Raw genomic sequence first — 22,791 nt, 5'->3', positions numbered from 1 at the left:
ATGGGCACAAGGTCCGCGAAAACACTCTACATTTGTCCATCAGACGTTGTCGCGCCCGAGGAGAACAACCTACTTACCATCGTCCAATCCCGTCTTTGGCAATCTGGATGGATCGCTACGTAGCGCCTCGAGTTTTGCGAGGTTTGGAGCCTTCGCCGCTCCAATCATATGCGCAAGATAATCCGGATACGGCATCGGCCCGATGGCGGTCTGAGCAGCGGGAACAGTCACCCAGCACACGCCATCCCGGTACTCCGGACCGAGGCGACTGAGTAGGGTAGCGTCATCCGAAATCTGGATGGACATCGTGCGCCCAGTCGGTGCCGTGACCACAAGCGCGAGCTTCTCAGAGAGGTTAAGAATTGCCAGTTGCCACCCGCCAGGCCAACGCAGCTTTTCACTGATCGGATCGAGGGTGACGCCTCGCAGATAGCCCGAACCATGGATTTTCAACTGATGTCGCTTGCTTGGATCGGCTTCGCGGAAGCCCTTGCGAAGTTCCATCGCGTAGTCCGTCGCAAGGAAGTCGCTTCCAAACAGTTGGTAGCCGGCTGCCAGTGCCACCTTGGCGAGGAACCGTCCGTCTGCGTGCAGAGCGATTGCCACCTGACAGTGAACGTGCTCACCCCGCTCGCGCAGCTCCTCGAACTCGCGAACAATGCGCAGGTCGTCGGCTTGCTGCGCATCTGAAGGATCGAGTTCCCGGAACTTTGTCGCGTCCGCCGGAAGTTCCAAGTTGGTGACGAACCGCTTCGCCTTGGGGAAGTGCTGTAGGACGGATTGAAGGCTGGTGCAGACCCAGTAGGGTTCTGCAGACGTGAAGCTGACGATGACCCGTCCTGCCTTGGACTTCTTCGAGTTACGTCGCGGATCGCCCCCAGCGTAGGCGTTCCAAGTATCTTCCTTCTCCTCCATCCGGATGTGCAGGACGTTTGCACCACGAGCGCACACCCAAAAGTCAACGACCTCGCCGTCGGCGGGCCGCACGTTCTGAACGACGCCGAGATAGTTCAGGGGAAGGGCTCCTGAGGGTTGATCCGACGGGAGGTAGCTCAGAGCGTCGTTTGCTCGTTCTCCGGTGACGGCAAAACCTTTGATAAATGCGCCATCGACGAACACGCCGGACGTATTGTTGCAGCTTCGGCAAACGTGATCCGTCTTCCAAAAGTCAGGGAGATGATCGCCTCCGAGCGCATCCGGCCAGATATGCTCGTGCGAGAACTCAGCGAGCTGCTTTTTGCATCCGCAGTAGAAGCACTCTCGTTCTTGGGACATGGAACACCTACGCTACGACCTTCGAGCGGATGGCATTGGTGCTACCGCAATCAATCGGATCTCAAACATAGCGATCAGTCACATTGTTTCCAACCCGAGCGCAGAAAAGCGTTTGGCTGCTCTGCGCCGCGAAGATCATGCAGATCGTCAGAGGACAATTGTGATCCGCGCGCCGTTCCATGAATTACTTCTCCAAAGGACGGGCCTTCGTGCGCCGCGCAGCGAAAGCCCGGTTTGTCCGCTCTGCTGCCGGTCGGGTGTGCTTGAATTATGCAGCTGCAGCGAACGGCGGCTTCCGCTCGCGGCACCGCAGCAAGAAACGTCGCTCGATCTCCTCAGTAGGCTGATTTTGCAGAGGCGGCTTACCCGTACCGAGCGATGCAAGGTCCTCCATCAGCATCTCGAATACGAGACGGCTTTAGATGGTCGAGGACAACATGCCCTTGCCGTTTTCCATGACGAAGGCCGCCGGGCGCAGGCGGTCGAGAACGCTGATGTATTCACGGAACAGGTAGTGCCGCTCGTCCTGCTCGGGCACATAGCCGGCCTTCCCTTTTGAACGAGCACGGCCGACCAGCGAATAAGCCTGGCAGGGCGGCCCTCCGATCAGGATCGTATCGTCAAAGTTCCGGCGCAGCGTAATGATGGCAGAATCGACAGCCCGGCTGGCATCCCCTTTACCCAGCTCGAGGCAGCGCGCCTCGGCTTCAGCATGTGACCATGCGTGTGCGTCAACCTCTTGCCATACTGGTTCTTTGGTCAACCCTGCGTGGAAGTCGATGAAGGCTTGCGGTAGCTTCCCGTGCTCGGAATCATACTGCCGGAGAAAAGCCCGCAGCCTGAGCGTCCGATGCGCTGACGCTTCCTTTTCAACCTAAATGCCGATGTGAAAAGGTGTGTGATCACCCACCTTGAGGCAAGAAAACCCCTCTCCCAGTCCACCTGGACCGGCAAACAGATCGACAATGCCGAATTTGGCTGGCAAATCAGATACCTCACAGGATGAACCATTGTCTGCCTTTATACCAGGTGGGCCGGGCGATGCCAGGAGCCAAATGACGGATATTGTCAACAAGGAGACCCGGTCCCGGATGATGTCCGGAATCCGCGGCAAGGACACCCGGCCTGAGCTGTTGCTGCGCCGCGCCCTTCACGCGCGAGGATTCCGTTACCGGCTTCACGTCAAGACCGTGAGCGGGCGACCAGATCTGGTTTTGCCAAAGCACAGGGTCGTAATATTTGTGCATGGATGCTTCTGGCATCAGCATGAAGGCTGCCGATATGCGTCTACGCCAAAGACGCGCGCTGAGTTCTGGGCAGACAAGTTCGCTGCCAATGTCCGGCGCGATCAGGCGGCAGTGGCAACGCTTTCAAAAGAAGGATGGCGGATCGCTATTGTATGGGAATGCGCACTGAGAAAACCGGCCAATGTACAGACGGCCGTCGAAAAACTGACGGAATGGATGATCGACAGAGGACCATTTTTTGAAATCGGCGAGAACGACCTTGAGTCCTGATATTTCTTTGAGCCTTAGTTCATCGTTGATCTACCCTTTTAATCTGGAGCGGCTCCCTGCCTAATTCAATCTCCATAAAACCTGAGCCTAAACCTCGTGAGGGGGTGGTATCGTTCGTGTCACGCGCAGCAGGTATTCGGGGCCTATCGCTTTCCGGCTTCTGCAATGAGCTCGGATTATCAACCAAGAAGCTGATCAACCTCGATGATCGTCAGACCAAAGTCATCGCAGAAATGTTTGGCCTCCAGGATCCGGCGCTTCAGGAATTGCTGTCCTGGTCACCGCAGCCCTTGGCGAGTGTTCAGGTCCGGTTCAGAGAGGAGGACTTCGTCTCTCGCGCCCTGATCAATCCAGTAGTCAGAGGATGCCCCGCGTGTCTCCGGGAAGACATTGATTCTTCCACGGTAACGCCACAGGGCCAGATGGTCATGCGAGGCGACTGGCAGCTGAGATACGTGGAGGTGTGCCTCCGCCATGGACAGGCTCTCGTTCCGCTCTGGAACATCGCATCCCCCTTGACACGCTATGATTTTGCCACGTGCCTTCGTAGTATCACCGATGACGTTGTGACAGGAAGGCTGGATCAGCCCCACCAGCCGATCACAAGCTATGACCTATGGCTGGATGACCGCCTTTCATCAGGAACAGATCTGACGTGGCTCTCGAAGCATCCCATCGATACAGCTGCTAGGTTCTGCCAACTTTTGGGTGCTGAGATAATCCAGTTCATCCCGGGCGGGTCAGACAGCAAACGGTCGGCCCGCGAGGTCGGGTTTGACTGCGCGCGTCAGGGCCCGGATGCATTGACCGAAACATTGCTCGACGTTGCAGGCAAGGTCGATGGACCGCAATTCAGTCCCCAGAAGGCTTTCGGTCGGCTTTATCGTTGGCTGGCACAGGACATGGCGAATGATATAAGATGTGCTCCTTATCGTGATGTTCTGCGCGAAGTCATCTTTAAGACTTGGGCCATTCCGGCGGGCGAGACCGTTCTGGGGACATCCCTCTCCACGCCACGGCTATACTCAGTAGTGACCGCGGCGAAAGAGATTGGGCGGTCCGCACAAATCACCCGGCAGATCCTGGAGCACGTCGGTATTGTGGATTTCGGGGATGATCGCCATAACGCTCGCCTGACCTTTGATGCAAAGCTTGCTCGACCAGCGATCGCACAAGCCAAGCGCCTGGTCATGGCAACGGCGATGAGAAAACGATTAGGCGTATCATCCAGTCAATTCGAGATCCTCATACGTCAGAACGTCATTCAACCGGTAGTTCCTCAAGCAGTCTCGAAACTCCAATGGGATACCGCCGACGCCGACGCTCTGCTTGATGAACTTACAAAAGATGCCATCACGGTGGAGGCCGATGACGCGAACTGGCTGCCTCTGGGAGTTGCTGCCGGACGCGCACGCGTTGATATCAAGCAAGCCATTGATGCGGCGCAGAAGGGCCTGGTCCAGGTCGGGCGACTCCCGGGTCTCGTCGGATATACATCTTTGTATGTGCGGTGGAGCGACATGAACAAGCTGCGCGGAGAGAAACCGGACGTCAAAACCCTCGGTGTGTTTGCACGAGAGGTCGGACTAAATGAGAGCGGTGCTATGCCTGCTCTTTTCAATGCCGGTCACATCTCGGCAACCGAGTTGTTCAATCCGGCGACACGCCGGAACGGGCTCTATGTGACAGACGCAGACATTGCGGCGTTCCACGCAAAATTCACAACGTTAAAATTGTTGTCTATGCGCGAGAAGACGGATGGTCGAGTGGTGGCGCGCAGGCTCCGGGATGCAGGCGTAACCCGTTTCGCGCCAGAGGGTCAGGATTTCGGCCCCGTTTACCTTCTGGATGATGTCCTGGGAGCCTTACGGTAGATCGATCTGTTGTAAGAACGCCGGTGAAAAGCCCTGCAGTGGCTTATTCACGGAGCCCGCGGAATCAGACCTACTGCCCAAGCAGGCGTTCCAATTCCTCTTCGAACCTGACCGCGGCCAACTCCTTATCGGTGACGGTTTCCCTCGGAGTTTCTGCTGCGCCGCTAGGCGCCGAAGAGCTGTTTCAGCTCTGCCTGCCACGGCGCGCACCATGGGAAATGGTCGCGCAAGACGTCGCCCAGCGGCGCCTCTGCATTCACCACCCGGGAATAGATCGCGAGGCAGGTGCCCTTGGCCGGAAAACGGCTTTCGGTTTTGGAAAACCCCAGCCCGCGGCGAGAGAGGTTCATCAGATCCGCGCTGTCCTCGCGATCATGGATCGAGAAGTCGGGATGCAGGCCGATAGACAGCGCATTTTCGCGCAGGATACGCGCGCCGATGCCGTGGAATGTCCCCGCCCAGGTCAGCTCCTCGGCGGCGACCGAGGTGCCCATGGCCTGCGCCGTAATCCGCTCGACCGGCGGGTTAGCTCAGTCGCCGCACGGCGCGAGAAGGTCATCAGCAGGATGCGCCGCGCATCGGCCCCGTTGACCAGCAGATGCGCCACGCGGTGCGCCAGCGTGTTGGTCTTGCCCGACCCGGCCCCTGCGATCACGAGCAGCGGCGGAGGCAATGTATCAGAGCCGACGCCAAATTCCACGGCGGCGCGCTGGTTGTCGTTCAGCTTCTCGAGATAGCCTGCCCCTGCCATGCCCCGTCCCCTTCTGCAGATCTTTTGCAGAGAGTAGTCAAACGGGAACGAAATGGGAACTTCAATGTTCGGCGGAACGCTAATCGTCTTCAATCGGGATCAGGATCTCGTTGCGGCGCCAGGGTGGCAGCGTCCACGGCGGATTGTACCCCGCCACTTCTGCGGCGCCCTGCGCCGTCAGGTTCTTGTCCGCCATCCAGTTGCGCAGACGGGCCTCTTGGGCAGCCGCGTTGCGGGCCATGAAACCGGAGTACCGCACGACCGCGACCCGTCGCGGCGGAATGGTACCGAGGGTGACGGCTGGATCGGTCGGCACAGGAGCGGTGTCCAGAGTCATCTCGGCGGGCAGGACGAAGACCATCTCGCGCACGCCCTCACGGTTCTGGAGCACTGGCGCGGTCATGGCGATCTTCGATCCGTTCGAGTTGTCGGTGTTCAGGACGGGGGCGGTCATAGCAATGTCGCGCCCTCCGGTGTTCGTGCCCGAAATATAATCGAAAAGACGGCCAAACGCCGCGCGTGATCCTTCGCCCATGGGGGTTTTCGCAACGACCAGTTCGCCGTAGCCGCGGACCTCGAATGGTGGGTCGGACAATGTCACCCGGTACTCCGGCTCCGGAGCTGCCGCGCTGCCGAAAACGGAACAGGCCGTGACGGACAGCAGACTGGCGAAGGCGGTGACTGCCCGGGTGGCGCGTGAAAACATCCTTGTCTCCTTTTCATCCAAGGGTGCGCATCCGATCAGCTTATGCCCCGAACGTGTCCTATTCTGATTGAACGCATCACAGCAGAGAAATGGATCAGCACACCGCCCTTTAGCTTACCATGGGCAACATTGGTGTGAATTGAAACGTGCCGCGAGGGTCGTCGCATCAGCGTGGCAGCTTGCGCTGCTCCAGGGTTTCGTCGTTGCCATCCGCCTTCATGACATCGGCAATCAGATGCTCGACCATGTCGCCGAAATACGCGGTGAGTTCCCGGTGCAGTGCTCGGAACTCCTCTCCCACCGTACTCTCAAAGGTCGGTTGATGCACCCGGACCATGACAGTTGTGCGCCGTTGCCTGGGATAGCGGTACGGCTTGATGTCATGCTTGCGGCAAAGCGCCACAAAAATCCGGACCGACCAGACATCCGGCAGCGAATACTGCAGTTCGGTCTCGGGTTCGCCTTTTCCATCTGCTTCAAGGACAATCCTGGCTTGCAGGCGGTCACGTGCCGCACCTGCCGCCGCACGTTCACCAGCCGTAGCGCCTCGTGAGAACAGCGCCTCAAGCTTCGCGAGCTTGTCCTGAATCTCTTTTTCCCCAGCCATCGTCGACCCTCCTTCTGCCCGGACCTTGAACGCCATGGCAGAGAGCAGGTCAAGCAAGCCCCAACGGGCGCCCGTTGCCAACCCGGTGGGATATTGATCCGGGCATTGGCAAAGTATCTGGTCCCCGGAAATGCCATGTGGCAGCATCCCGACATGATCACGTTTCATACCCTGTCAGATGACCATCCCGACCTTGCGCATTCGCCGATGCTGCGCGCCGCCTTGCTGACGCTTCAATACACGCGTGAACACAGAGCCATCGGGCTGACCAAAACCATGGCGTTTAAGCGCGTTTTCGTTCACTGGGCGGTCGAACACTTTGACTGGCCGGGACGCAGTGCGGAAGAAATGTTTCGGTACAACAAGGTGATCAACGAATATGAGTTTCCCCCGCTCGAACTACTCCACTTCCTTTTGATTAGGCTGCGCCTGGCGCGGCATTTCAAAGGAGAGTTCAGGCTGACCAAGCGGGGAGCAGACCTTGCCGAAGCCCCAGGGCGGCTATTATCGGAACTGGTTCCGTTTTTCGTCCTCGAAATCGACCATGCGGCCTACTCCCGTTTTGAAGAGGCGCCGTTTGGAAAATGGGATGTCTGGATGAACGTCATCAATGTCGAGGCCGACCACGGCACAACCGAGAAAGCGCTGTTCGGCGCCTTCTACGGAGACGGCCCGGACTGGGACAATGCAGGCTGGCGGGAGATGGCTGCATTCTCCTCCTGCGTCCTGCGACCATTGGAATGGGCGGGCTTGCTTGTCCTAACCGACGATGACCTTGCCGGGAAGAAAGTGGATCATGTGTTCAAGACGCCGCTGTGGCGCAGCCTCTTGAAGCTCGACACCGACGCCCAGCTTCAGCCGATCTCCGTCCAGTGAAATTGCCCATTCAATGGAGCAAGAGCGCCGAAAAAGGTGGAGGGTGAAGCTGTTGCGACCCGTGGGATGTGTTGACTGAGATCGGCTCTCGGCTATCCGTGAAGGAAAGAGCTGAAGGATCAGACAGACATGTGCAACCTTTACTCCCACACCCGCAGCCAGGACGCGATGCGCGGCCTTTTTCCGGATCGCAATGTCGTCGACCGCCTCGGCAACCTCGGAACCCAAGACAGCATCTACCCGGACCAATCCGCCCCTATCGCGCGTCTGGATGGCGATGACCTTGTCCTGCAGACCGCACGCTGGGGGATGCCGAGCCCGAAGCAGTTCCACTCCAAGTCCGGCATTGACCGCGGTGTCACCAACATCCGCAACACCGGCTCGCCGCACTGGCGCCGGTGGCTGAAGCCCGAGAACCGCTGTCTTGTCCCGCTCACATCCTTTGCCGAACCGGCCGGCAAGGGGGAGGGGAACGCCTGGTTCTCGATCGCAGACGATCGCCCGGCTATGTTCGCGGGGCTCTGGGTGTCGGAATGGACCAGCATCCGAAGACTGAAGGATGGCGAGACCACAGACGATCTCTACGGGTTCCTCACCACCGAGCCGAATAGCGAGGTGGCCGAAATTCATCCGAAAGCGATGCCGGTCATCCTCACGGTTCCTGCGGAATGGGAGACCTGGCTGACGGCGGACTGGGAGGACGCGAAGGCCCTGCAACGGCCGCTTCCGGATGGAGCCCTGACCAGGCTCCCCTGACGCCCGGATGACTGTGCCTCACAGCCTTACCTGATCTTGAATTTTGATAACACATTTGCTATATAGGGAGCGTTGGGAGCACCATGACCATCTTCAGTATTGCACCGGTTCCCGGGTGCGAAGACGGTAAGCCTTGATCTATGCGAAATGCTTGTCGATCGCTACGAGGTCGATGCCATTCATCTGCTGGAATGAGTGGAGTCGAGGATCATCCTGTCGATCGACAGGCGGAATTCTTCCCGGTCGAGATGGCTGGACGGCGTGATCGCGACATCGGACTAAAGCAGTAATCAGGGCGCATCCCTTGTGTTCCGGCAGTTCGAATTGATCAACCCATTCTGTGAGACATGACAATGACCACTGCTACCAGAACGTTTCACCAGAGAATACGCGACGCGCGTCCCGATGTGGTCAAACGGCAGGCAAAGAATGTCCACAAGCGCGAGATCGCCATGAAACTCCGTGTCCTGAGGGACGCGGTCGGCATGACCCAGGCCGATGTGGCTCGAAACTCGGATATGAAAGAGCCGACGATTGCCCGTATGGAGGCCCTTAGCGGACCTGTGCCCAGCCTCGATTCCATCAGCAGGTACGTTGAAGCCTGCGGGGGACATCACGATCTTGTCATTACCCATGGCGACCTGCCCTGATTTACGTGGGAGTGTCCACCGCATCGATCGGCCCACTCCTGCCGTTCGTGCCAAGCGCAGCGGATGACCGGTTCCAGCCTATTTTGTTGAAAAACTCTGCTTGCGTGAAGCCCTGAGCGCTGATTCAATTTCCATGTGGCAGGTGGAGGTGAGCGGCGATGATGGGATCCCGACAGCAAGCGCAGAGCGCTCTGTTCTACGAGTTCTCGATCGAGACACATGTCCCGGCCGACCACATGCTCCGGGCGGTGGACCGGTTTGTCGATCTGGCCGGGATCCGGCAGCATCTGGCACCGTTCTACAGCTCCACTGGGCGACCGTCGGTTGATCCCGAACTGATGATCTGTCACCCGGCAGGGCATTGTGCAGCAATGTCCCGAGAGGGCGGATGCTGCTGGTTGGCTACATCATGGGTATCCGTTCGGAACGTCGGCTGTGCGAAGAGGTCCACCGGGCCGAGTTTTTCAACGGAATACGAAGATAGCGGACGGTCGCGCTGCTTCTCCCTTCGTGGTAAGCCTGCAATAAGCTAAACATTATCGCGAGGTCGCCGCTTCGCCGTGGAATGATACCTGAAACGCAATATTAGAAGCATCCCAACGCAATTTGATGCGCCACAAGGCACCCACAAGATCCCCCCAAGCCCTTGCTGCGCTTTGAGAACGAAGATTAAGTAGTGCTGAGCGGTCGGGCGTCGAAAATGTCTGCGCCTAACAGAGATCGGAGCAGTATTTGTGATAATCCCTCGAGACCCCTTCGACAGAGAAGCTCAAGATGACGCGGTGCTAGAAGCATTGTCGCACCCGAGCCATACAGCAATATACTTGGACACGTCGTCACTAGTCTGGATGTATCGACTCTCGTCTGGTGCGCGCAGGGAGTTTATGGACTGGGCTTCAGCTGGAGGACTGAGCGGGAAGGTTCATATTCCGATATGGAGTTTACATGAGCTGCACAAGCACAGGGGAGCGCCAGACGTCCTATTTCCAGCGCGGCCCAAAATAACGTCTATTGAAAAAGAGCTGGAGTCCCTGACAGAGTCTGCCTCACTTTTTGTCGATGATGACTTGGCGGTCCGAAAGGCATTCGGTGGAAGGTCGCAGTATTTGGACTTCCTCGATGATGCAAAGAAAAAGCTAATTAGGGCTTTGAAGGTAATGAAGGAAGTCGATACCGCGAAGGTGGAGGAAGACATCCTCCCTTTCTTTGAGAGAATAGCTCTGCGCGGCGCTTTTCCTGACATCCCCACAGCCCAGAGAGAGTTCGGTTCCAGAAGCGAAGGTAGAGTTCCACCTGGATATCAGGATAGTAGGAAAAAAGGCGATGATGGGGAAGTCGGGGGAAGCGGAGCAAACCGTTTTGGCGACTTAGTATTTTGGCAGGAAATTCTCAGAGACACCTTGTCCAAAGAGCAAATCCAGAAAGTGATTATTATCACGCATGATGGAAAGCCAGACTGGGTATTTTCGCCCCAAAGGTACAAAGATTATGACGGGAAGGTACGCAATAATAGCGCGAAACCAAAGGTGGTTACCTGCCCGCACCCCACCTTGTCTGCAGAAATAGCGCTAACTTCTGGAATAGAAGAGCTATACATACTCACCATTCCTCAACTTGTTCAGTTAATCAGTTCCAGAGGAGATGCGAAGTCGGTTCAGCAACTCGCAAGGGCAGTTCAGATCGAGCAAGAGGCAGAGGACGCTCGAGTTAAGGAAGTTGAACATCCAGAGCAGAAGAATGATCGATCTCACGATGAAAACGGCGAGGAGGAGGAGGCTGCCCCTGCTGTAGAAGAGCCTGAATTTAAAGTGCAGGAAGACGAGAAACCAGAGTTCGTTGCCGAAGCGCAGCCTACTGAAGAAATTCTCACTGAAGCTGACGAGCAAGAAGAAGACGCCGATTTGCGTGTGATCTTGGACAGCCTCTCTGAAGAGGCATTGAAGGATGCCACCTACGTTGCTGAAGGTGGGGAAGGTACTCCTGATCCAATAATTAGGGCTCTAAGGACGTACAGCTGGTATACGCAGAATCCAGCTATCGGCAAGGTGTCGGCCGTTTTGGCGGAGCGGCAACCCTCATGCGACGGAATTTTTGTGTTGGGCCGGAACGTATACCAAGCTGCCTGTGGCAACTCGAACTCAGCCATGAAATTGCTGGACGGCTTGGATCGCTATCTTTCTGGGAAGCCATTCCCTCAAGCTGAGATTTTTTATGCTGGCGTTGCATTCGAGGCGTATTTCGACTCAAATGGTTTGATTAGGGCTCACCCCAAGGATGAATTTATTTCTCCCATATTTATTGTTGCGCAATCTCATAGGTTTGCCGTAGTCGCCGAATGGCTTCGCCAGAAAATAGGAACAGATTCGCAGAAATTCTTGAAGCTTCCTGGTGCTTCCATTGAGGCTGATATTTTCACTCTTGAAGAGGCTGAAGGAAAAATTGTCGGGTTGAAACTTCGTGGGATTGATTTGGTGGAGCCGGATGAGGATGACTATTCATATGACAGCCTCCCGCAGGAGTGCTCGGAGAGAGACATGAAGGAACAGATTGCAGCACACTTCTCCACTCTGATTTCTTGCATTGAATTTGTCCCCGAGTGGGAAGGGGTTAAAGATCTGTCTCACCTGAAATTCATTTCTTGGGGTCCGCATACAGAAATAAAGTTCCAGGAGTGACGTAAGGACTGCCTCCCTATCGCTAATCGAAGCCAATACGCTTGGTTGTCAGTAGGGTTTCTTCGGTTGGCCTACCACGCCGCAAGCCGTGCTGCATGATGCCCTGAATGACCGGTTCGTGGATGCCGCACCGTAGCGACAACCCTTCCGACGGACGTCGGTTATGGGCCGATAATGAACCAAACGAGGCCACCAAAAACTTGTATCATTTGAGTAAGTCTTGTTCCCAAGACCGCGCTTTATCTTGCCAGGCTATGACATTGGTTGGATTAACCCGACCCGATGCTATCCAAGTGTTTTCAGCGTGGGTGATACGCTCTTTTAGGTCTACCGCCCTTTGGTCGTGCTCTTTAACGAATGTAGAATAGCTTAGATAAGCGAGATAGAGAGAGCCTTCCTCTGCGCTGAAACCTTTAGGATAGACTAAATCAAGCGCTTCTAAAGCCGCCATATGGCCGACTGTCTCGATATCTAAACCAAAGGTTGGAAGGAAAGTTGCGACCTGTCCGTTCCATTTTTTTCGGCGTCCAAAAAACATAGCTTTGACCTTTCTAAAACTTCGCCCTCCTTGGGGTGTAAGGCGAATACGGAGGGTATTTTCTATCAAGCGCATTGCCGGGAGCATCGTAAGCTCCCCTTGCAACTTTCATAGTTCCAAGGGAGCAGCTCATCAATCCTGTTGATCTTGTGGTCTGCGATGCGGCATCGTCTGGATCGGTCAAGGTCCGCTACGGTGAAGGTTTTCCAACGCGGGTCGTGGACGCGCCAGTGCGCAACGTTCCGCCGCGACCCACATCAGAAATCCTTCACCTTTCCTGCCATTCAAACACCAAAGGGGGTGTAGCCGCTTCGGCCTCAAAAGCAGACATGATATATCTAAGAAATGCTATCCTCGTAGCTCTGCTTCCCGATTTGCTTCCCTTCTTTCTTCTTGCACAATACTTGTGGTTAGGCTCCGGACGCAGTCGTTGGCCCATTTTCTAACTATTGGGTTTTGGTTGTTCCTAAGGCTCTCAAAAAGCGGAAATAGGGGTTTTAATCGAGAAGAAAACGGACCCCAACTTACACCGGAAAGCAATCTGCTATAGATTCCTCCAAGCTGAGAAACGTCGGATGCATAGGTTTCGATCAACGAAATAAACTGGGCAGTCCAAAAGAGACTGCTCTCGTCTCCTTTTTCGACCAACTCGACCCATTCAAGCACGAATTCAAGCCGCTCGTTGGGCTTCTCACTTATCCAATTCAGATAAATTTCCTCGGGGAGATCATTCAGAATTCCAGCTTGACCGGGCGTTCGATCCGAACCTTTTAGTAGGTTATGTAACCGCCATTCTGTTAGGGCATCTGCATTGTCAAATGCTACCAGCACTTTGTTCCACACTAAGGCGGGATCGTACTGCACAGCGAGTAATAAAACCTTGCACGCTGCATCATCCATTTCCAGCTGAACGTCATGTTCCGCTTTGGTTGCCAGTTCCAGCGAGCGATCACAAAGGGCTTCCACGAGCGCGTTGTCCACCTGATCCGAACTAAAGAGTTTTTCAATGCTCTTTTTCCAATGATGGGCGTCCATTACCCCGATGGCCTCAACGGAGAAAATGTCAGGATGAGAGCAAAGCTCCTTCACATAAGATGCTTTTTCCACAAAGCTTTCGGGTTGTCCGTATCTGTACATAAAAACCAAGTCCAAGGCGGACCATATTCCCTGCGGTCCGGTTTGTTTGATTGCATCTGCGAGCGGCAGGATAGTCTCGAAGTCATGATCATCAAAGCCGCGGCCGCAACTCAGCGTCGCAGCATGTCGTGGGTCGCACAGACCATCCGTAACTAACTGGGCAACGCGTGATGCAATTTCAGAATCCATTTGAGCCGCTGAAATCAACGAAATGGCGTGACCGTCTAGTTCAGGCGCGTTCAAAGAAATCTCCAAGCTGGCCATTCCGACATCGCGAGATCGACTAAAGCCCCCAGATATCATGCCACAAAATGTTTTTAGGCATATTACCGTTTCTGTCGGGGGGGAAAGCGCCTCACAAGCCAAACCCATCAATGCTTCGGGATCCTCAACATGACTGGCCAGTGCATATCCAAGCGCCCAAGCACTGTTGAATTCACCACGGACAATCTTGCCAACTAACTCTGAGTTGTCTTTCGCATCTCTTGAAAGAGTGGAGACAATCTCGCGAATGCGATTTATTGCATACTCATGGTCTGTGTCGCTCTCAGGGTCATACGGGACACCAATATCGTGGAAGTCGCCGGGCCACCCTCCAGACAAAAGCAACAGCTGGTCCACTTTGGAGTCTGGAAACAACTCGTCATACCAGTCACGCACTTGAGTGACATAATCCGTCGGAGCTTCTTTGCTGTCGAAGAAAAACCATTGGTTTATCGACTTGATTGGCTTGGTCCATTCAGGATTTTTCTCAATAACCCTCGTTACTTGGCTTCGTAGATTATCGAAAATATCGGGGTACGAAAGCAACCCACGAATATTGCCTCCAAGATGCGAAGTAGCCTTTTCATACGTCTCGACGTTCGCATCCAACGCGATATCTGTAAGTCGATCAATCGCTGCGTTATAGAAATCGAAAATATCTTGATAGATTGCGGGTTGCCAGTCTTGGAGGGCTGGTTCTGCACCAATCCGTTCGTTGCCACCAGACCTTGAAAAGTGCCCCGTATCCAGCATCTTGCCGAGCGCATCGATACAAACCGACCTTACTCTGGCATCTTCATGCTTCAGCCCAGCATCTAAGATCGCTAGTCGTCTTGTTGGTTCAACCTCAGTGCCTGATAGATGCAGTTGAAACAGTCCAACAAATTGACCGTGAGCATTGTTCCCCCAATTTTCGTTCTCCGCCGCAGCTAGTTTCAGCAATAGATGGGCCGCCTGCTCAAAACTCTCATCCCGAAAAACAAGCTTCTCTAACGCCCAAACTGTATTGCGGCGACCGTCTCTGAACGCCAGGAGCTCATCGATTGACAAGTGTGAAAGGAATTTCTCAAACGTAACCATTGCCAGATCGGGTTCCAGATGAACTAGCCGATCCATGAATTTGGAACCTTCGTCTGTGTTGAGCGCATCGATATTGGGGATAACTGTTTCGACAATGCTTAACGCAAGACCAGCAACACGATGATCGAAGCTTAGCCACCTCAACCTCCCAAGCAATCTGAAACGCAACTCGGTGTCGATGTTCTCAAATAGCCGGGTAAGTTCTCCATCTGGCGAGGTGTCAAGCAATTGAACCGCTAGCCTTACCGCCAGTGGCTGTGGACGCGCTTCTGCAAAGTCCCCCACTCTCCCAACAATACCGCGATCACCAAAGACTGCCAAACTTCGAAAAACTTCTTTGGCTGATGCTTCCATAAAGCTTGCCAATTGCGCCAGTTCAAATTGCCTATCTCCTTCCACTCCGACAAGTGTAAATAGGCTTAAAAATTGCAGCGCTCGAAGGGCTTCTGCATCCTCCTTATCTTTCCCCCAGACAATCCGATCCACCAATGCATCAACCGAAACTAGCGCTGCGTCACCGTTCTCCGCCGCTTCTGCTGCCACAAGAGCCATTCTGGGAAAACCTTGAGCTAGGTCCCGAATGAAGCCAATGTCATTCTTTGCATTAGGATAGGGACTGCCCTCTACAATCCTGCTAATAAGGTCATCTGAAGCGGGCAGTAGTTCGATGACAAGGTTCCCATGGACTCCCTGAGACCGCGTTTCCACGTTCAAAGTGATCAGCTTAACTCTGGACCCCTGTCTTTGAGCTTTTCTGAACAAGTCGGTGTGAGAACTGTCAGGACAATCATCGACGATCAGGACGCTTTCGGCTCCGCTCGAGACCAAATTCAAGGCAAGGCTGCCAAGACGTTGAGAAACATCTTCAAATTCGCAAAATACCACTGACGAAGTATCGAGTGTTGGGCAGTCATCATATGACTTCGAGAATAGTTCATGAACGACGCGTGTCTTACCAAAACCTGACGGACCAACAACACGAACGGAATTTTGACCGGAGGCGAAGAAGTGTTCAATTGCTGCCTGAAGCAGCTCAAAATTGATCGTTTCTTGATCGATTCCTAACTCAGATCTTAAAGCTCGGGCGGCGTTTCCTGTCAGGCGGAAGCGTGGTTCTTCGGTGGTCTGGAACGCCACCTGCGATATGTCGCCATCTTGAGACCATAGATCAAATGACTGCAGGCCACCAAGGTCGACTTCTTGCAAAATGCCGTTTAGCCACAACGCAATTGCCGGGTGAGTGGATGTCCAGTCAGATAACTTATTGGCGTCATAAATCCGAATACTTGACAACAAATCCGGGTTTTTACCTGCGGCCCTTATGCCTTCTTCGATTTTGTTGACCCGAGCCGTAACTTTGGTGCCGACTACGGCGCTGCCAGTAACGATAATGTAGGATCCGCTTGCAACTAAGGCGTCTTCCAGTGCCTCGTTTAGTTCAGCCGGACTGTCCGCGGTTCCTGTTCCCTTTTTCCAAGTTTCTTTCTTGCAGCCGGCGGGACCAGGATCACTTCTTTTACATTGAAAAATCGTATGCCTACTGGGCAGGTAGTCTGTCTCGTTTACACCCCCGCTCCACGAGACGCGTCCGTCTTCGCCTCCGTCGGGTATGTGTATTTGCGTTGGGACATTCACATCCCTCAATGGGAGGCCATTCTTCAACATTTCAGCTTTAGCAAGCCTGCGGAGTAGCTCCACTAGCAAGTGCTCGTCTAGGCGTTGGATTTGTTCCGGTGAAATCTCTAGGAAAGAAACCATTAATCTAAGCCTATTCTGCCAAACTAGAAAAGAAGTGTAATGCGCGCCGTTCTCACTATCTTCGCCTTAATGGCTGCCTTCAACCTAAAGCTGACACGAGCATGAATTCTTTCGGTGAAGGAGCCAAGTATGGGCTTTGGTCTGGGTCTGCTGAAACACTGGCAATGATGTTCCAGTTTCCTGCCATTGGTGCAGGCCGCAGCGAACGACCGCAATCCGCCCATTGTGTCAGAAATCCGCCCTTGTGTCGGGCAGTCGCCCGCGCAGCTTCATTGGTCCATGTTGGCCCGGAAACAGTCTCCTGATATGTCTCAGGTGCGGCGGAACCTTCTTCTTGATCTATACCAAGGTCGCTTCCGGTATGTTCGGTTGCTTACCGGTAAGCAACCGAACATACCGGAGGTATACTTTCTTTGCTTTCTAACCACTTTCGCCCAGATATTGTAATGTCGGCTGGGAACGGTCTGACAGCTGGGCTTTTGAAATATTTCGAAGCACTGAAAGCTGGCCATGAAGCGCCAAGCTGGAGGGCTTCCAGCCATGAACACCATGGCGCAGCTTGTGCTCATCTGGCATCATTGTAGCAGCTGCCGGTGCGTCTGAAGTTCGACGTGATCCAACATTCGACTGACCGTCCGCAAGCTCGGCGTGCGACCTGCAGCTATCGCCCGCTGGATTGCGTCCGACGTGGCATCGATGGCTACTCGCGGGAGGCTTCGCTTCGCACCCTGCGCCTCGATAAAGGTCCGCAGCTGCGATCCTGTCAGATCCGGCAGATCGAGCACGATGCAGCGACTGATCAGAGGCGCGGGCAACCCCCACCGGCTGTTGGCAGTCATCACCCAGTTCGCCCAAGACATGTCGACACGGATTTGATAGTAGGGACATTCCCAGGTTTCGGCTGTCATCCGCTCCAGAAGCGGTAGCAAGGCATCGGTCAGAGTGTGACGTGATCCCTGAGTCGATTGGACATTCCCGGATTTCTCCAGTTCATCGATGATCACGATGGGGCCGGCGTGCCGTTCGCGCAGAACGGTCTGGATCAGCTTGCCCGGGCTCGCGCTGCCCCAGCCGCGTTGCGCGCCGACCAGGGAGAAGGCAGCAGGCTCACCCGTTGCATCGATGGAAGTGGTAGGCACCTCGAGATGATGCGCAAGGCGGCGCGCCCAGAAGCTCTTGCCGATCCCAGGGGATCCGACCAACACAAGTGGATCGAAACGGAGGCCGGGCAGCTGCTTCCGAGCGGAAGCTCTCAGGCCATGCCAGACCACTTCCGTCGCCGGGGCCATCCAGGGCATTTCTGCGTGAAGCGCGGCCGCGATCTCGTCCGCCTCATGTTCGGTCACAATCCGGGCAACCGGCAGACCACCGCGCAAAGGCGTCAATAACGCCTCGTCACGCTGAGGCAGATGTTGAGTCCCTGTCGAGTTGTGCAGGCGCTCAAGATACCGCATGGCCCGACGCTTGATCCTGATGGTATCGACGTCGGTGATTAGATCATATCTGCTCTGCGCTCTTCCCGCGGTCATTCTGTCAGGTTCACGCTGGTTCAGCTCCATTCGGATCTCGCGGAGCTTCTGCGTGAGCCGTTCGGTCAGATCAGACAGGCGCGGGATGTTGTCGATGAATTTGATTGTGCTGAACGGGATCGTGGAGGTCGCACGAGTCATGGCGGAGTCCTTTCAATGCGCCGGACCAACGCCGCGGCGGTGCTCTCGGGCCGGCCAGGCCTGAAAGACGAGGGATGAAAGGTTCCGGAACCTTGGTGCCACTCAGTGAAAGGAATTCGATCTGCCTGTCAAATCGGCGCAAAAGAGGCCGGTAAGGGCGAAGTCTCTTACCGGCTGACACAAGGCTCAACAATTTGAAATTAATATATAAAATCTGATTCTTGTGGCATCATGGGCCTTGTCTTGCGCAGACTATTGCTTGTTTTTGCGCAGACATTGGCTTTCTTTGGCAATAAGGTAATGATATTTATGGTGATCCCGGCAGGACTCGAACCTGCAACCTGCCCCTTAGGAGGGGGCTGCTCTATCCAGTTGAGCCACAGGACCACACGCGGCCCTTTTAGCGACAGGATCTGACCCTGTCACCTGCGCACAGGCGTTTTTTGTGTGTCTTTCGCGGATACCGCCAACAATGCCCGCCACCCCGCAACCGCCGCGACCACAGGCCGCCGAACCCGTCGAACCTGCATCGGATTGTACGCACCGCAGGGCGGAATATCTTGTGTCTGCGCAATGCATTACGCTAACGTCAATGCAGAGCAGAAACAGGACACCCCAACCGTGGCCCAGGACGACACCCGCCCCCTTACCCTCCGCGATGTATCCGAAGCTTCGGGCGTATCGGAAATGACCGTCAGCCGCGTGTTGCGCAACCGCGGCGATGTCTCACTCGCGACCCGCGAAAAGGTGCTGGAGGCGGCCAAGGCCCTTGGCTACGTCCCCAACAAGATCGCCGGCGCGCTGGCCAGCCAGCGGGTGAATCTGGTCGCCGTCATCATCCCGTCGCTGTCCAACATGGTCTTTCCCGAAGTCATGACCGGCATCAGCCACGTGTTGGAAAAGACCGACCTTCAGCCGGTCTTCGGCGTCACCGACTACCTGCCGGAAAAAGAGGAACGCGTTCTTTACGAGATGCTCTCGTGGCGTCCCTCGGGTGTAATCATCGCCGGGTTGGAGCGCACCGATCCGTCGCGCGCCATGCTCAAGGCCTCTGGCATCCCGGTGGTCGAGATCATGGATGTGGACGGCACCCCGGTCGATGCGATGGTGGGCATTTCCCACCGACGCGCGGGGCGGATGATGGCGCAGGCGATCATGAAGGCCGGCTATCAGAACATCGGCTTCATGGGCACCAAGATGCCGCTGGATCACCGCGCCCGCAAACGGTTCGAAGGCTTCACCGAGGCGCTGGCCAAGGGCGGCATCGAAATTGCGGACCGCGAGTTCTACTCCGGCGGATCGGCTCTGGCCAAGGGGCGCGACATGACGCGCGAGATGCTGGACCGCAACCCGGAGCTTGATTTCCTATATTATTCCAATGACATGATCGCCGCAGGCGGGCTGCTGTACCTGCTGGAACAGGGCATCGACATTCCCGGGCAGATCGGCCTTGCCGGCTTTAACGGGGTTGAACTGTTGCAGGGCCTGCCCCGCCAGCTTGCCACGATGGATGCCTGCCGTCTGGAAATCGGCACCAAGGCGGCGCAGATCATCGCTGACCGTGTCGAAAACCCGGATGCGCCCTATGACAAGATCACCGAACTGACCCCGACCATCACCTATGGCGACACGCTGAAACGGCGCTGATCCGTGACCCCGCGGCTTGATAACTCCGCCGCCCGGCGGCTGTTCCTGCACAAACACGCGCTGGCCGAACCGCCCACCGGGCCGTCCAGGGGCGCGGATCTTCTGGCGCTGATCCAGCGGCTGGGGTTCGTGCAGATCGACAGCATCAACACGGTGGAACGCGCCCACCACATGATCCTGTTCGCGCGGCGCGCCACCTACCGGCCACGCAACCTCGCTCCGCTGCTCGAACGCGACCGCACGCTGTTCGAACAATGGACCCATGACGCGGCGGTGATCCCGACCGACTTCTTTCCACACTGGCACCTGCGCTTTGCCCGCGACGCCGAAGCCATGCGCGCCCGCTGGCAGACCGACCGCCGCGCCGGTTTCGAAGAGAAATTCGACGAAGTGCTGCAACAGATCGCAACCCACGGCCCGGTCTCTTCGGCCGACGTCGGCGCGGGCGAAGAACGCACATCTGGCGGCTGGTGGGACTGGCACCCGTCAAAGACCGCGCTGGAATACCTCTGGCGCTGCGGCGATTTGTCGATCTGTCACCGCGAAAATTTTCGCAAGTTCTTTGACCTCACCAAACGCGTCATTCCCGAACAGATCCACGCCCACATCCCCGAACCCGCAGACAGCATCGACTGGCTCTGCGACGCGGCGCTCGACCGGCTTGGCTTTGCCACCCCCGGCGAACTCGCCGCCTTCTGGGATATCGTGACCCCGACCGAGGCGCGCACATGGGCCACAGACCAGCTGGCTCAGGGGACGGTCATCGAAATCAACGTCACAAACGCCGACGGCACCACCCGCCGCCACCTCGCCCGCCCGGACGTGCTGGAACAGGCCGAACAGGCGCCCACCCCGCCGAAACGCCTGCGCGTGCTCAGCCCCTTTGACCCCGCCCTGCGCGACCGCGCCCGCACCCAGCGCCTGTTCGGCTTTCACTACCGGATTGAGGTCTTCACCCCCGCCGCCAAACGCCGCTATGGCTATTACGTCTTTCCGCTGCTCGACGGCGACCGCCTGATCGGGCGCATCGACATGAAGGCGGATCGCAAGACCGCCACCCTCAACGTCACTGCCCTCTGGCCCGAACCCGGCATCCGCTGGACCGCTGGCCGCCAATCCAGACTCGCCGCCGAACTCACCCGCCAGCAACGCTTTGCAGGCCTCGACACCATCGCCTACCAACCCGACTGGCTCCGCGCCCCGCTTCCCTGACACTCGTCTTCATCTGCCCAAAAATATTCTCGGGGGGGCCTGGCCTACGGCCAGGCGGGGGCAGACAGCCCCCCTCCGACGCCCCCCAAGAGCACCGCCTACAACACACAGACCAAGAGCCCGCACATGACCTTTACCCGCTACGCCATCTACTACACCCTCCCGCCGGGCCCGCTTGCCAGCTTTGGCGCGGCATGGCTTGGCTGGGACGCCGCCAATGGTTTGCCCTGCCCGCCACCCGATATTCCCGGCCTGCCCGCCCCGGCGCATGACATCACCGCCACGCCACGCAAATACGGGCTGCACGGCACGATCAAACCACCCTTCCGCCTCGCCACCGGCACCACCCCCGCCCAGCTGAAAACCGCCTTTGCCAACCTCTGCGCAACGCAACCCCGCATCACACTCGACGCCCTCGCCCTGACGCGCCTCGGCCGCTTCCTCGCCCTCACGCCCACCGGCGACACATCCGCCCTGTCCGACCTCGCCGCGCAGGCGGTGCAGCAACTCGACCCCTTCCGCGCGCCCCCGACCGACGCCGAACTCCAGCGCCGTAACCCCGCCAGCCTCAGCCCGCGCCAGCGCGAACTGCTCGCCCTCTACGGCTATCCTTACGTGCTAGAGGCGTTCCGCTTTCACATCACCCTCACCGGCAGGCTCGCCCCCGACGCGCTCAGCGCAACCGAATCCGCCCTGCGCCCCCAGCTTGCCCCGCTGCTGTCTGCACCGTTCCACATCGACGCGCTCACCCTCTGCGGCGAAGACTCCGAAGGCCGCTTTCACGAACTCGACCGCCTCTCACTGACCGGCTGACCGCGCCCCTTGCCCAAACCGGGGCAAATTCCTACAACCAGACAACTCCGGCAGCCGCCAGCGCCTGAAAGGTCCGTGACCCCCATGCCCCGCACCCCGCTCTGGCACGCCATTGCAACCGCCCTGACCCAGGACATCGCAGACACCCGCTATACCCCCGGCGACAAGCTCCCGACCGAGGCGGAACTTTCCGCCCGCTTTGGTGTCAACCGCCACACCGTTCGCCGCGCGCTGGCCGAGCTTGCCGATCAGGGGCTGGTGCACGCGCGTCGCGGTTCCGGCGTCTTTGTCACGCCCCGGCCCACCGACTATCCAATCGGCAAACGCGTGCGCTTTCACCAGAACCTGCGTGCCGCCGGCCGGCTGCCCGACCGCGAGATCCTGAGCCAGGAAACCCGCCGCGCCGATGCGACCGAGGCCGAGGCCCTGAACCTGCCCCCCGGTGCGCTGGTCCATATCTGCCGGGGTCTTTCCCTCGCCGATGGTCAGCCGATCGCCCTGTTCATCAGCGCCTTCCCCGCCGACCCTCTGCCCAACCTGCCCGAGGCGCTGCAAAGGCTGCATTCCGTCACCGACGCACTGGCCGAAGGCGGCGTGACCGATTACACCCGCGCCTCGACCCGGCTGACGGCTGTGCCCGCCGATGCCACACAGGCCCTTCACCTGCGCCTGACCGAAGGCGACCCGCTGCTGCGCTCGGTCGCGATCAATCAGGACACCACCGGCAGGCCGGTCGAATACGGGCTCTGCTGGTTCGCGGGCGACCGCGTCACCCTGACCCTCTCGGACTGACCGACCGAAACCCAAACCAACGGACACCTGATAGGCGAAACCTGCATGTTTCCTGCAACTTGACGCCCAAAATGTCATCCGCGCGATACAATCGCCCGCTAAACAGGCCCAAACCGCGTAACCCCGGGCCGCCACTGATGATGACCGCTCCGCTTTCCCTTCGCCTCACCGGCGCCACTGTCCTTCGGGACGG

At 57.0% G+C, this 22,791-nt stretch carries 19 protein-coding genes, 1 tRNA gene and 1 pseudogene; 11 read left to right on the top strand and 10 right to left on the bottom strand.

Annotated elements, in window-relative coordinates; all coding sequences use genetic code 11:
• Positions 1-69 precede the first annotated feature (69 nt).
• Positions 70-1,275, bottom strand: a complete 1,206-nt coding sequence (locus CHB75_RS04285; RefSeq protein ID WP_089269271.1) for an HNH endonuclease — start codon at positions 1,273-1,275, stop codon at positions 70-72.
• A 418-nt stretch (positions 1,276-1,693) separates the two neighbouring features.
• Positions 1,694-2,038 carry a DNA cytosine methyltransferase gene (locus CHB75_RS21960; protein WP_245840684.1) on the bottom strand — a complete coding sequence of 115 codons (345 nt, stop codon included), beginning with the start codon at positions 2,036-2,038 and terminating at the stop codon, positions 1,694-1,696.
• Between the two features lie 292 nt (positions 2,039-2,330).
• Between CHB75_RS21960 and CHB75_RS04275 the strand changes: the two genes are divergently transcribed.
• Both CHB75_RS04275 and CHB75_RS04270 read left to right on the top strand, forming a co-directional pair.
• Positions 2,331-2,792 carry a very short patch repair endonuclease gene (locus CHB75_RS04275; RefSeq protein WP_089269270.1) on the top strand — a complete coding sequence of 154 codons (462 nt, stop codon included), beginning with the start codon at positions 2,331-2,333 and terminating at the stop codon, positions 2,790-2,792.
• Positions 2,793-2,833: 41 nt separating this feature from the next.
• Positions 2,834-4,666, top strand: coding sequence for a TniQ family protein (locus tag CHB75_RS04270; RefSeq protein WP_089269269.1), 1,833 nt, complete (start codon positions 2,834-2,836; stop codon positions 4,664-4,666).
• 164 nt (positions 4,667-4,830) lie between these two features.
• Here CHB75_RS04270 and CHB75_RS21955 read toward each other — a convergent pair whose 3' ends face one another.
• The 4 genes from CHB75_RS21955 to CHB75_RS04255 all read right to left on the bottom strand — a co-directional run bounded on the left by CHB75_RS21955 (position 4,831) and on the right by CHB75_RS04255 (position 6,787).
• Positions 4,831-5,160: a UvrD-helicase domain-containing protein gene (locus CHB75_RS21955; RefSeq protein ID WP_245840680.1), complete on the bottom strand. Its 330-nt coding sequence runs from the start codon at positions 5,158-5,160 to the stop codon at positions 4,831-4,833.
• Positions 5,130-5,417, bottom strand: a complete 288-nt coding sequence (locus CHB75_RS21950; RefSeq protein ID WP_245840677.1) for a UvrD-helicase domain-containing protein — start codon at positions 5,415-5,417, stop codon at positions 5,130-5,132. The genes CHB75_RS21955 and CHB75_RS21950 overlap by 31 nt, the downstream gene beginning before the upstream one ends.
• Before the next feature lie 79 nt (positions 5,418-5,496).
• A complete protein-coding gene (locus tag CHB75_RS04260) occupies positions 5,497-6,123 on the bottom strand; it encodes an SOUL family heme-binding protein (RefSeq protein ID WP_089269268.1) in 627 nt (208 codons plus the stop codon).
• Positions 6,124-6,289: 166 nt separating this feature from the next.
• A complete protein-coding gene (locus tag CHB75_RS04255) occupies positions 6,290-6,787 on the bottom strand; it encodes a hypothetical protein (protein ID WP_245840674.1) in 498 nt (165 codons plus the stop codon).
• Positions 6,788-6,883: 96 nt separating this feature from the next.
• Between CHB75_RS04255 and CHB75_RS04250 the strand changes: the two genes are divergently transcribed.
• The 5 genes and pseudogenes from CHB75_RS04250 to CHB75_RS04230 all read left to right on the top strand — a co-directional run bounded on the left by CHB75_RS04250 (position 6,884) and on the right by CHB75_RS04230 (position 11,687).
• Positions 6,884-7,606 carry a hypothetical protein gene (locus CHB75_RS04250; protein ID WP_089269325.1) on the top strand — a complete coding sequence of 241 codons (723 nt, stop codon included), beginning with the start codon at positions 6,884-6,886 and terminating at the stop codon, positions 7,604-7,606.
• A gap of 129 nt (positions 7,607-7,735) precedes the next feature.
• The gene (locus CHB75_RS04245) at positions 7,736-8,362 is read left to right on the top strand and encodes an SOS response-associated peptidase (protein ID WP_089269267.1); all 627 of its coding nucleotides are present in this window, start codon (positions 7,736-7,738) and stop codon (positions 8,360-8,362) included.
• A 353-nt stretch (positions 8,363-8,715) separates the two neighbouring features.
• Positions 8,716-9,012, top strand: coding sequence for a helix-turn-helix domain-containing protein (locus tag CHB75_RS04240; protein ID WP_176439054.1), 297 nt, complete (start codon positions 8,716-8,718; stop codon positions 9,010-9,012).
• 158 nt (positions 9,013-9,170) lie between these two features.
• Positions 9,171-9,463, top strand: a pseudogene (locus tag CHB75_RS04235) (transposase); the annotation flags it as partial.
• A gap of 283 nt (positions 9,464-9,746) precedes the next feature.
• Entirely contained in the window at positions 9,747-11,687 is a 1,941-nt protein-coding gene (locus tag CHB75_RS04230) for a PIN-like domain-containing protein (protein WP_342745286.1), read from the top strand.
• Between the two features lie 205 nt (positions 11,688-11,892).
• On the opposite strand, the gene CHB75_RS04225 is transcribed toward CHB75_RS04230, so the two are convergent.
• The 4 genes from CHB75_RS04225 to CHB75_RS04210 form a co-directional block, all read right to left on the bottom strand.
• On the bottom strand, positions 11,893-12,225 hold the full coding sequence (locus CHB75_RS04225) for a hypothetical protein (protein WP_089269264.1): 333 nt from the start codon (positions 12,223-12,225) through the stop codon (positions 11,893-11,895).
• Positions 12,226-12,573: 348 nt separating this feature from the next.
• On the bottom strand, positions 12,574-16,464 hold the full coding sequence (locus CHB75_RS04220) for a hypothetical protein (protein WP_089269263.1): 3,891 nt from the start codon (positions 16,462-16,464) through the stop codon (positions 12,574-12,576).
• A 575-nt stretch (positions 16,465-17,039) separates the two neighbouring features.
• Positions 17,040-18,134, bottom strand: a complete 1,095-nt coding sequence (locus CHB75_RS04215) for an AAA family ATPase (RefSeq protein WP_089269262.1) — start codon at positions 18,132-18,134, stop codon at positions 17,040-17,042.
• A gap of 310 nt (positions 18,135-18,444) precedes the next feature.
• Positions 18,445-18,521, bottom strand: a tRNA-Arg gene (locus tag CHB75_RS04210).
• A 234-nt stretch (positions 18,522-18,755) separates the two neighbouring features.
• Between CHB75_RS04210 and CHB75_RS04205 the strand changes: the two genes are divergently transcribed.
• The 4 genes from CHB75_RS04205 (at position 18,756) to phnF (ending at position 22,598) form a co-directional block, all read left to right on the top strand.
• The gene (locus CHB75_RS04205; protein WP_245840672.1) at positions 18,756-19,781 is read left to right on the top strand and encodes a LacI family DNA-binding transcriptional regulator; all 1,026 of its coding nucleotides are present in this window, start codon (positions 18,756-18,758) and stop codon (positions 19,779-19,781) included.
• 3 nt (positions 19,782-19,784) lie between these two features.
• Positions 19,785-20,993 carry a winged helix-turn-helix domain-containing protein gene (locus tag CHB75_RS04200; RefSeq protein ID WP_089269260.1) on the top strand — a complete coding sequence of 403 codons (1,209 nt, stop codon included), beginning with the start codon at positions 19,785-19,787 and terminating at the stop codon, positions 20,991-20,993.
• Between the two features lie 126 nt (positions 20,994-21,119).
• Positions 21,120-21,806: a DUF1045 domain-containing protein gene (locus CHB75_RS04195; RefSeq protein ID WP_089269259.1), complete on the top strand. Its 687-nt coding sequence runs from the start codon at positions 21,120-21,122 to the stop codon at positions 21,804-21,806.
• 84 nt (positions 21,807-21,890) lie between these two features.
• Entirely contained in the window at positions 21,891-22,598 is a 708-nt protein-coding gene (gene phnF / locus CHB75_RS04190; RefSeq protein WP_089269258.1) for a phosphonate metabolism transcriptional regulator PhnF, read from the top strand.
• Positions 22,599-22,791 lie beyond the last annotated feature (193 nt).

Source organism: Puniceibacterium sediminis, from assembly GCF_900188035.1.
Taxonomy (GTDB): Bacteria; Pseudomonadota; Alphaproteobacteria; order Rhodobacterales; family Rhodobacteraceae; genus Puniceibacterium; species Puniceibacterium sediminis.
This window is presented reverse-complemented; position numbering and strand designations above follow the sequence as displayed.

Coding starts and splice junctions, on each gene's coding strand:
- CHB75_RS04285 (WP_089269271.1), bottom strand. CDS start 1,275: ATGTCCCAAGAACGAGAGTGCTTCTACTGCGGATGCAAAAAGCAGCTC.
- CHB75_RS04275 (WP_089269270.1), top strand. CDS start 2,331: ATGACGGATATTGTCAACAAGGAGACCCGGTCCCGGATGATGTCCGGA.
- CHB75_RS21955 (WP_245840680.1), bottom strand. CDS start 5,160: ATGGGCACCTCGGTCGCCGCCGAGGAGCTGACCTGGGCGGGGACATTC.
- CHB75_RS21950 (WP_245840677.1), bottom strand. CDS start 5,417: ATGGCAGGGGCAGGCTATCTCGAGAAGCTGAACGACAACCAGCGCGCC.
- CHB75_RS04260 (WP_089269268.1), bottom strand. CDS start 6,123: ATGTTTTCACGCGCCACCCGGGCAGTCACCGCCTTCGCCAGTCTGCTG.
- CHB75_RS04250 (WP_089269325.1), top strand. CDS start 6,884: ATGATCACGTTTCATACCCTGTCAGATGACCATCCCGACCTTGCGCAT.
- CHB75_RS04245 (WP_089269267.1), top strand. CDS start 7,736: ATGTGCAACCTTTACTCCCACACCCGCAGCCAGGACGCGATGCGCGGC.
- CHB75_RS04240 (WP_176439054.1), top strand. CDS start 8,716: ATGACCACTGCTACCAGAACGTTTCACCAGAGAATACGCGACGCGCGT.
- CHB75_RS04225 (WP_089269264.1), bottom strand. CDS start 12,225: ATGTTTTTTGGACGCCGAAAAAAATGGAACGGACAGGTCGCAACTTTC.
- CHB75_RS04220 (WP_089269263.1), bottom strand. CDS start 16,464: ATGGTTTCTTTCCTAGAGATTTCACCGGAACAAATCCAACGCCTAGAC.
- CHB75_RS04215 (WP_089269262.1), bottom strand. CDS start 18,134: ATGACTCGTGCGACCTCCACGATCCCGTTCAGCACAATCAAATTCATC.
- CHB75_RS04195 (WP_089269259.1), top strand. CDS start 21,120: ATGACCTTTACCCGCTACGCCATCTACTACACCCTCCCGCCGGGCCCG.
- phnF (WP_089269258.1), top strand. CDS start 21,891: ATGCCCCGCACCCCGCTCTGGCACGCCATTGCAACCGCCCTGACCCAG.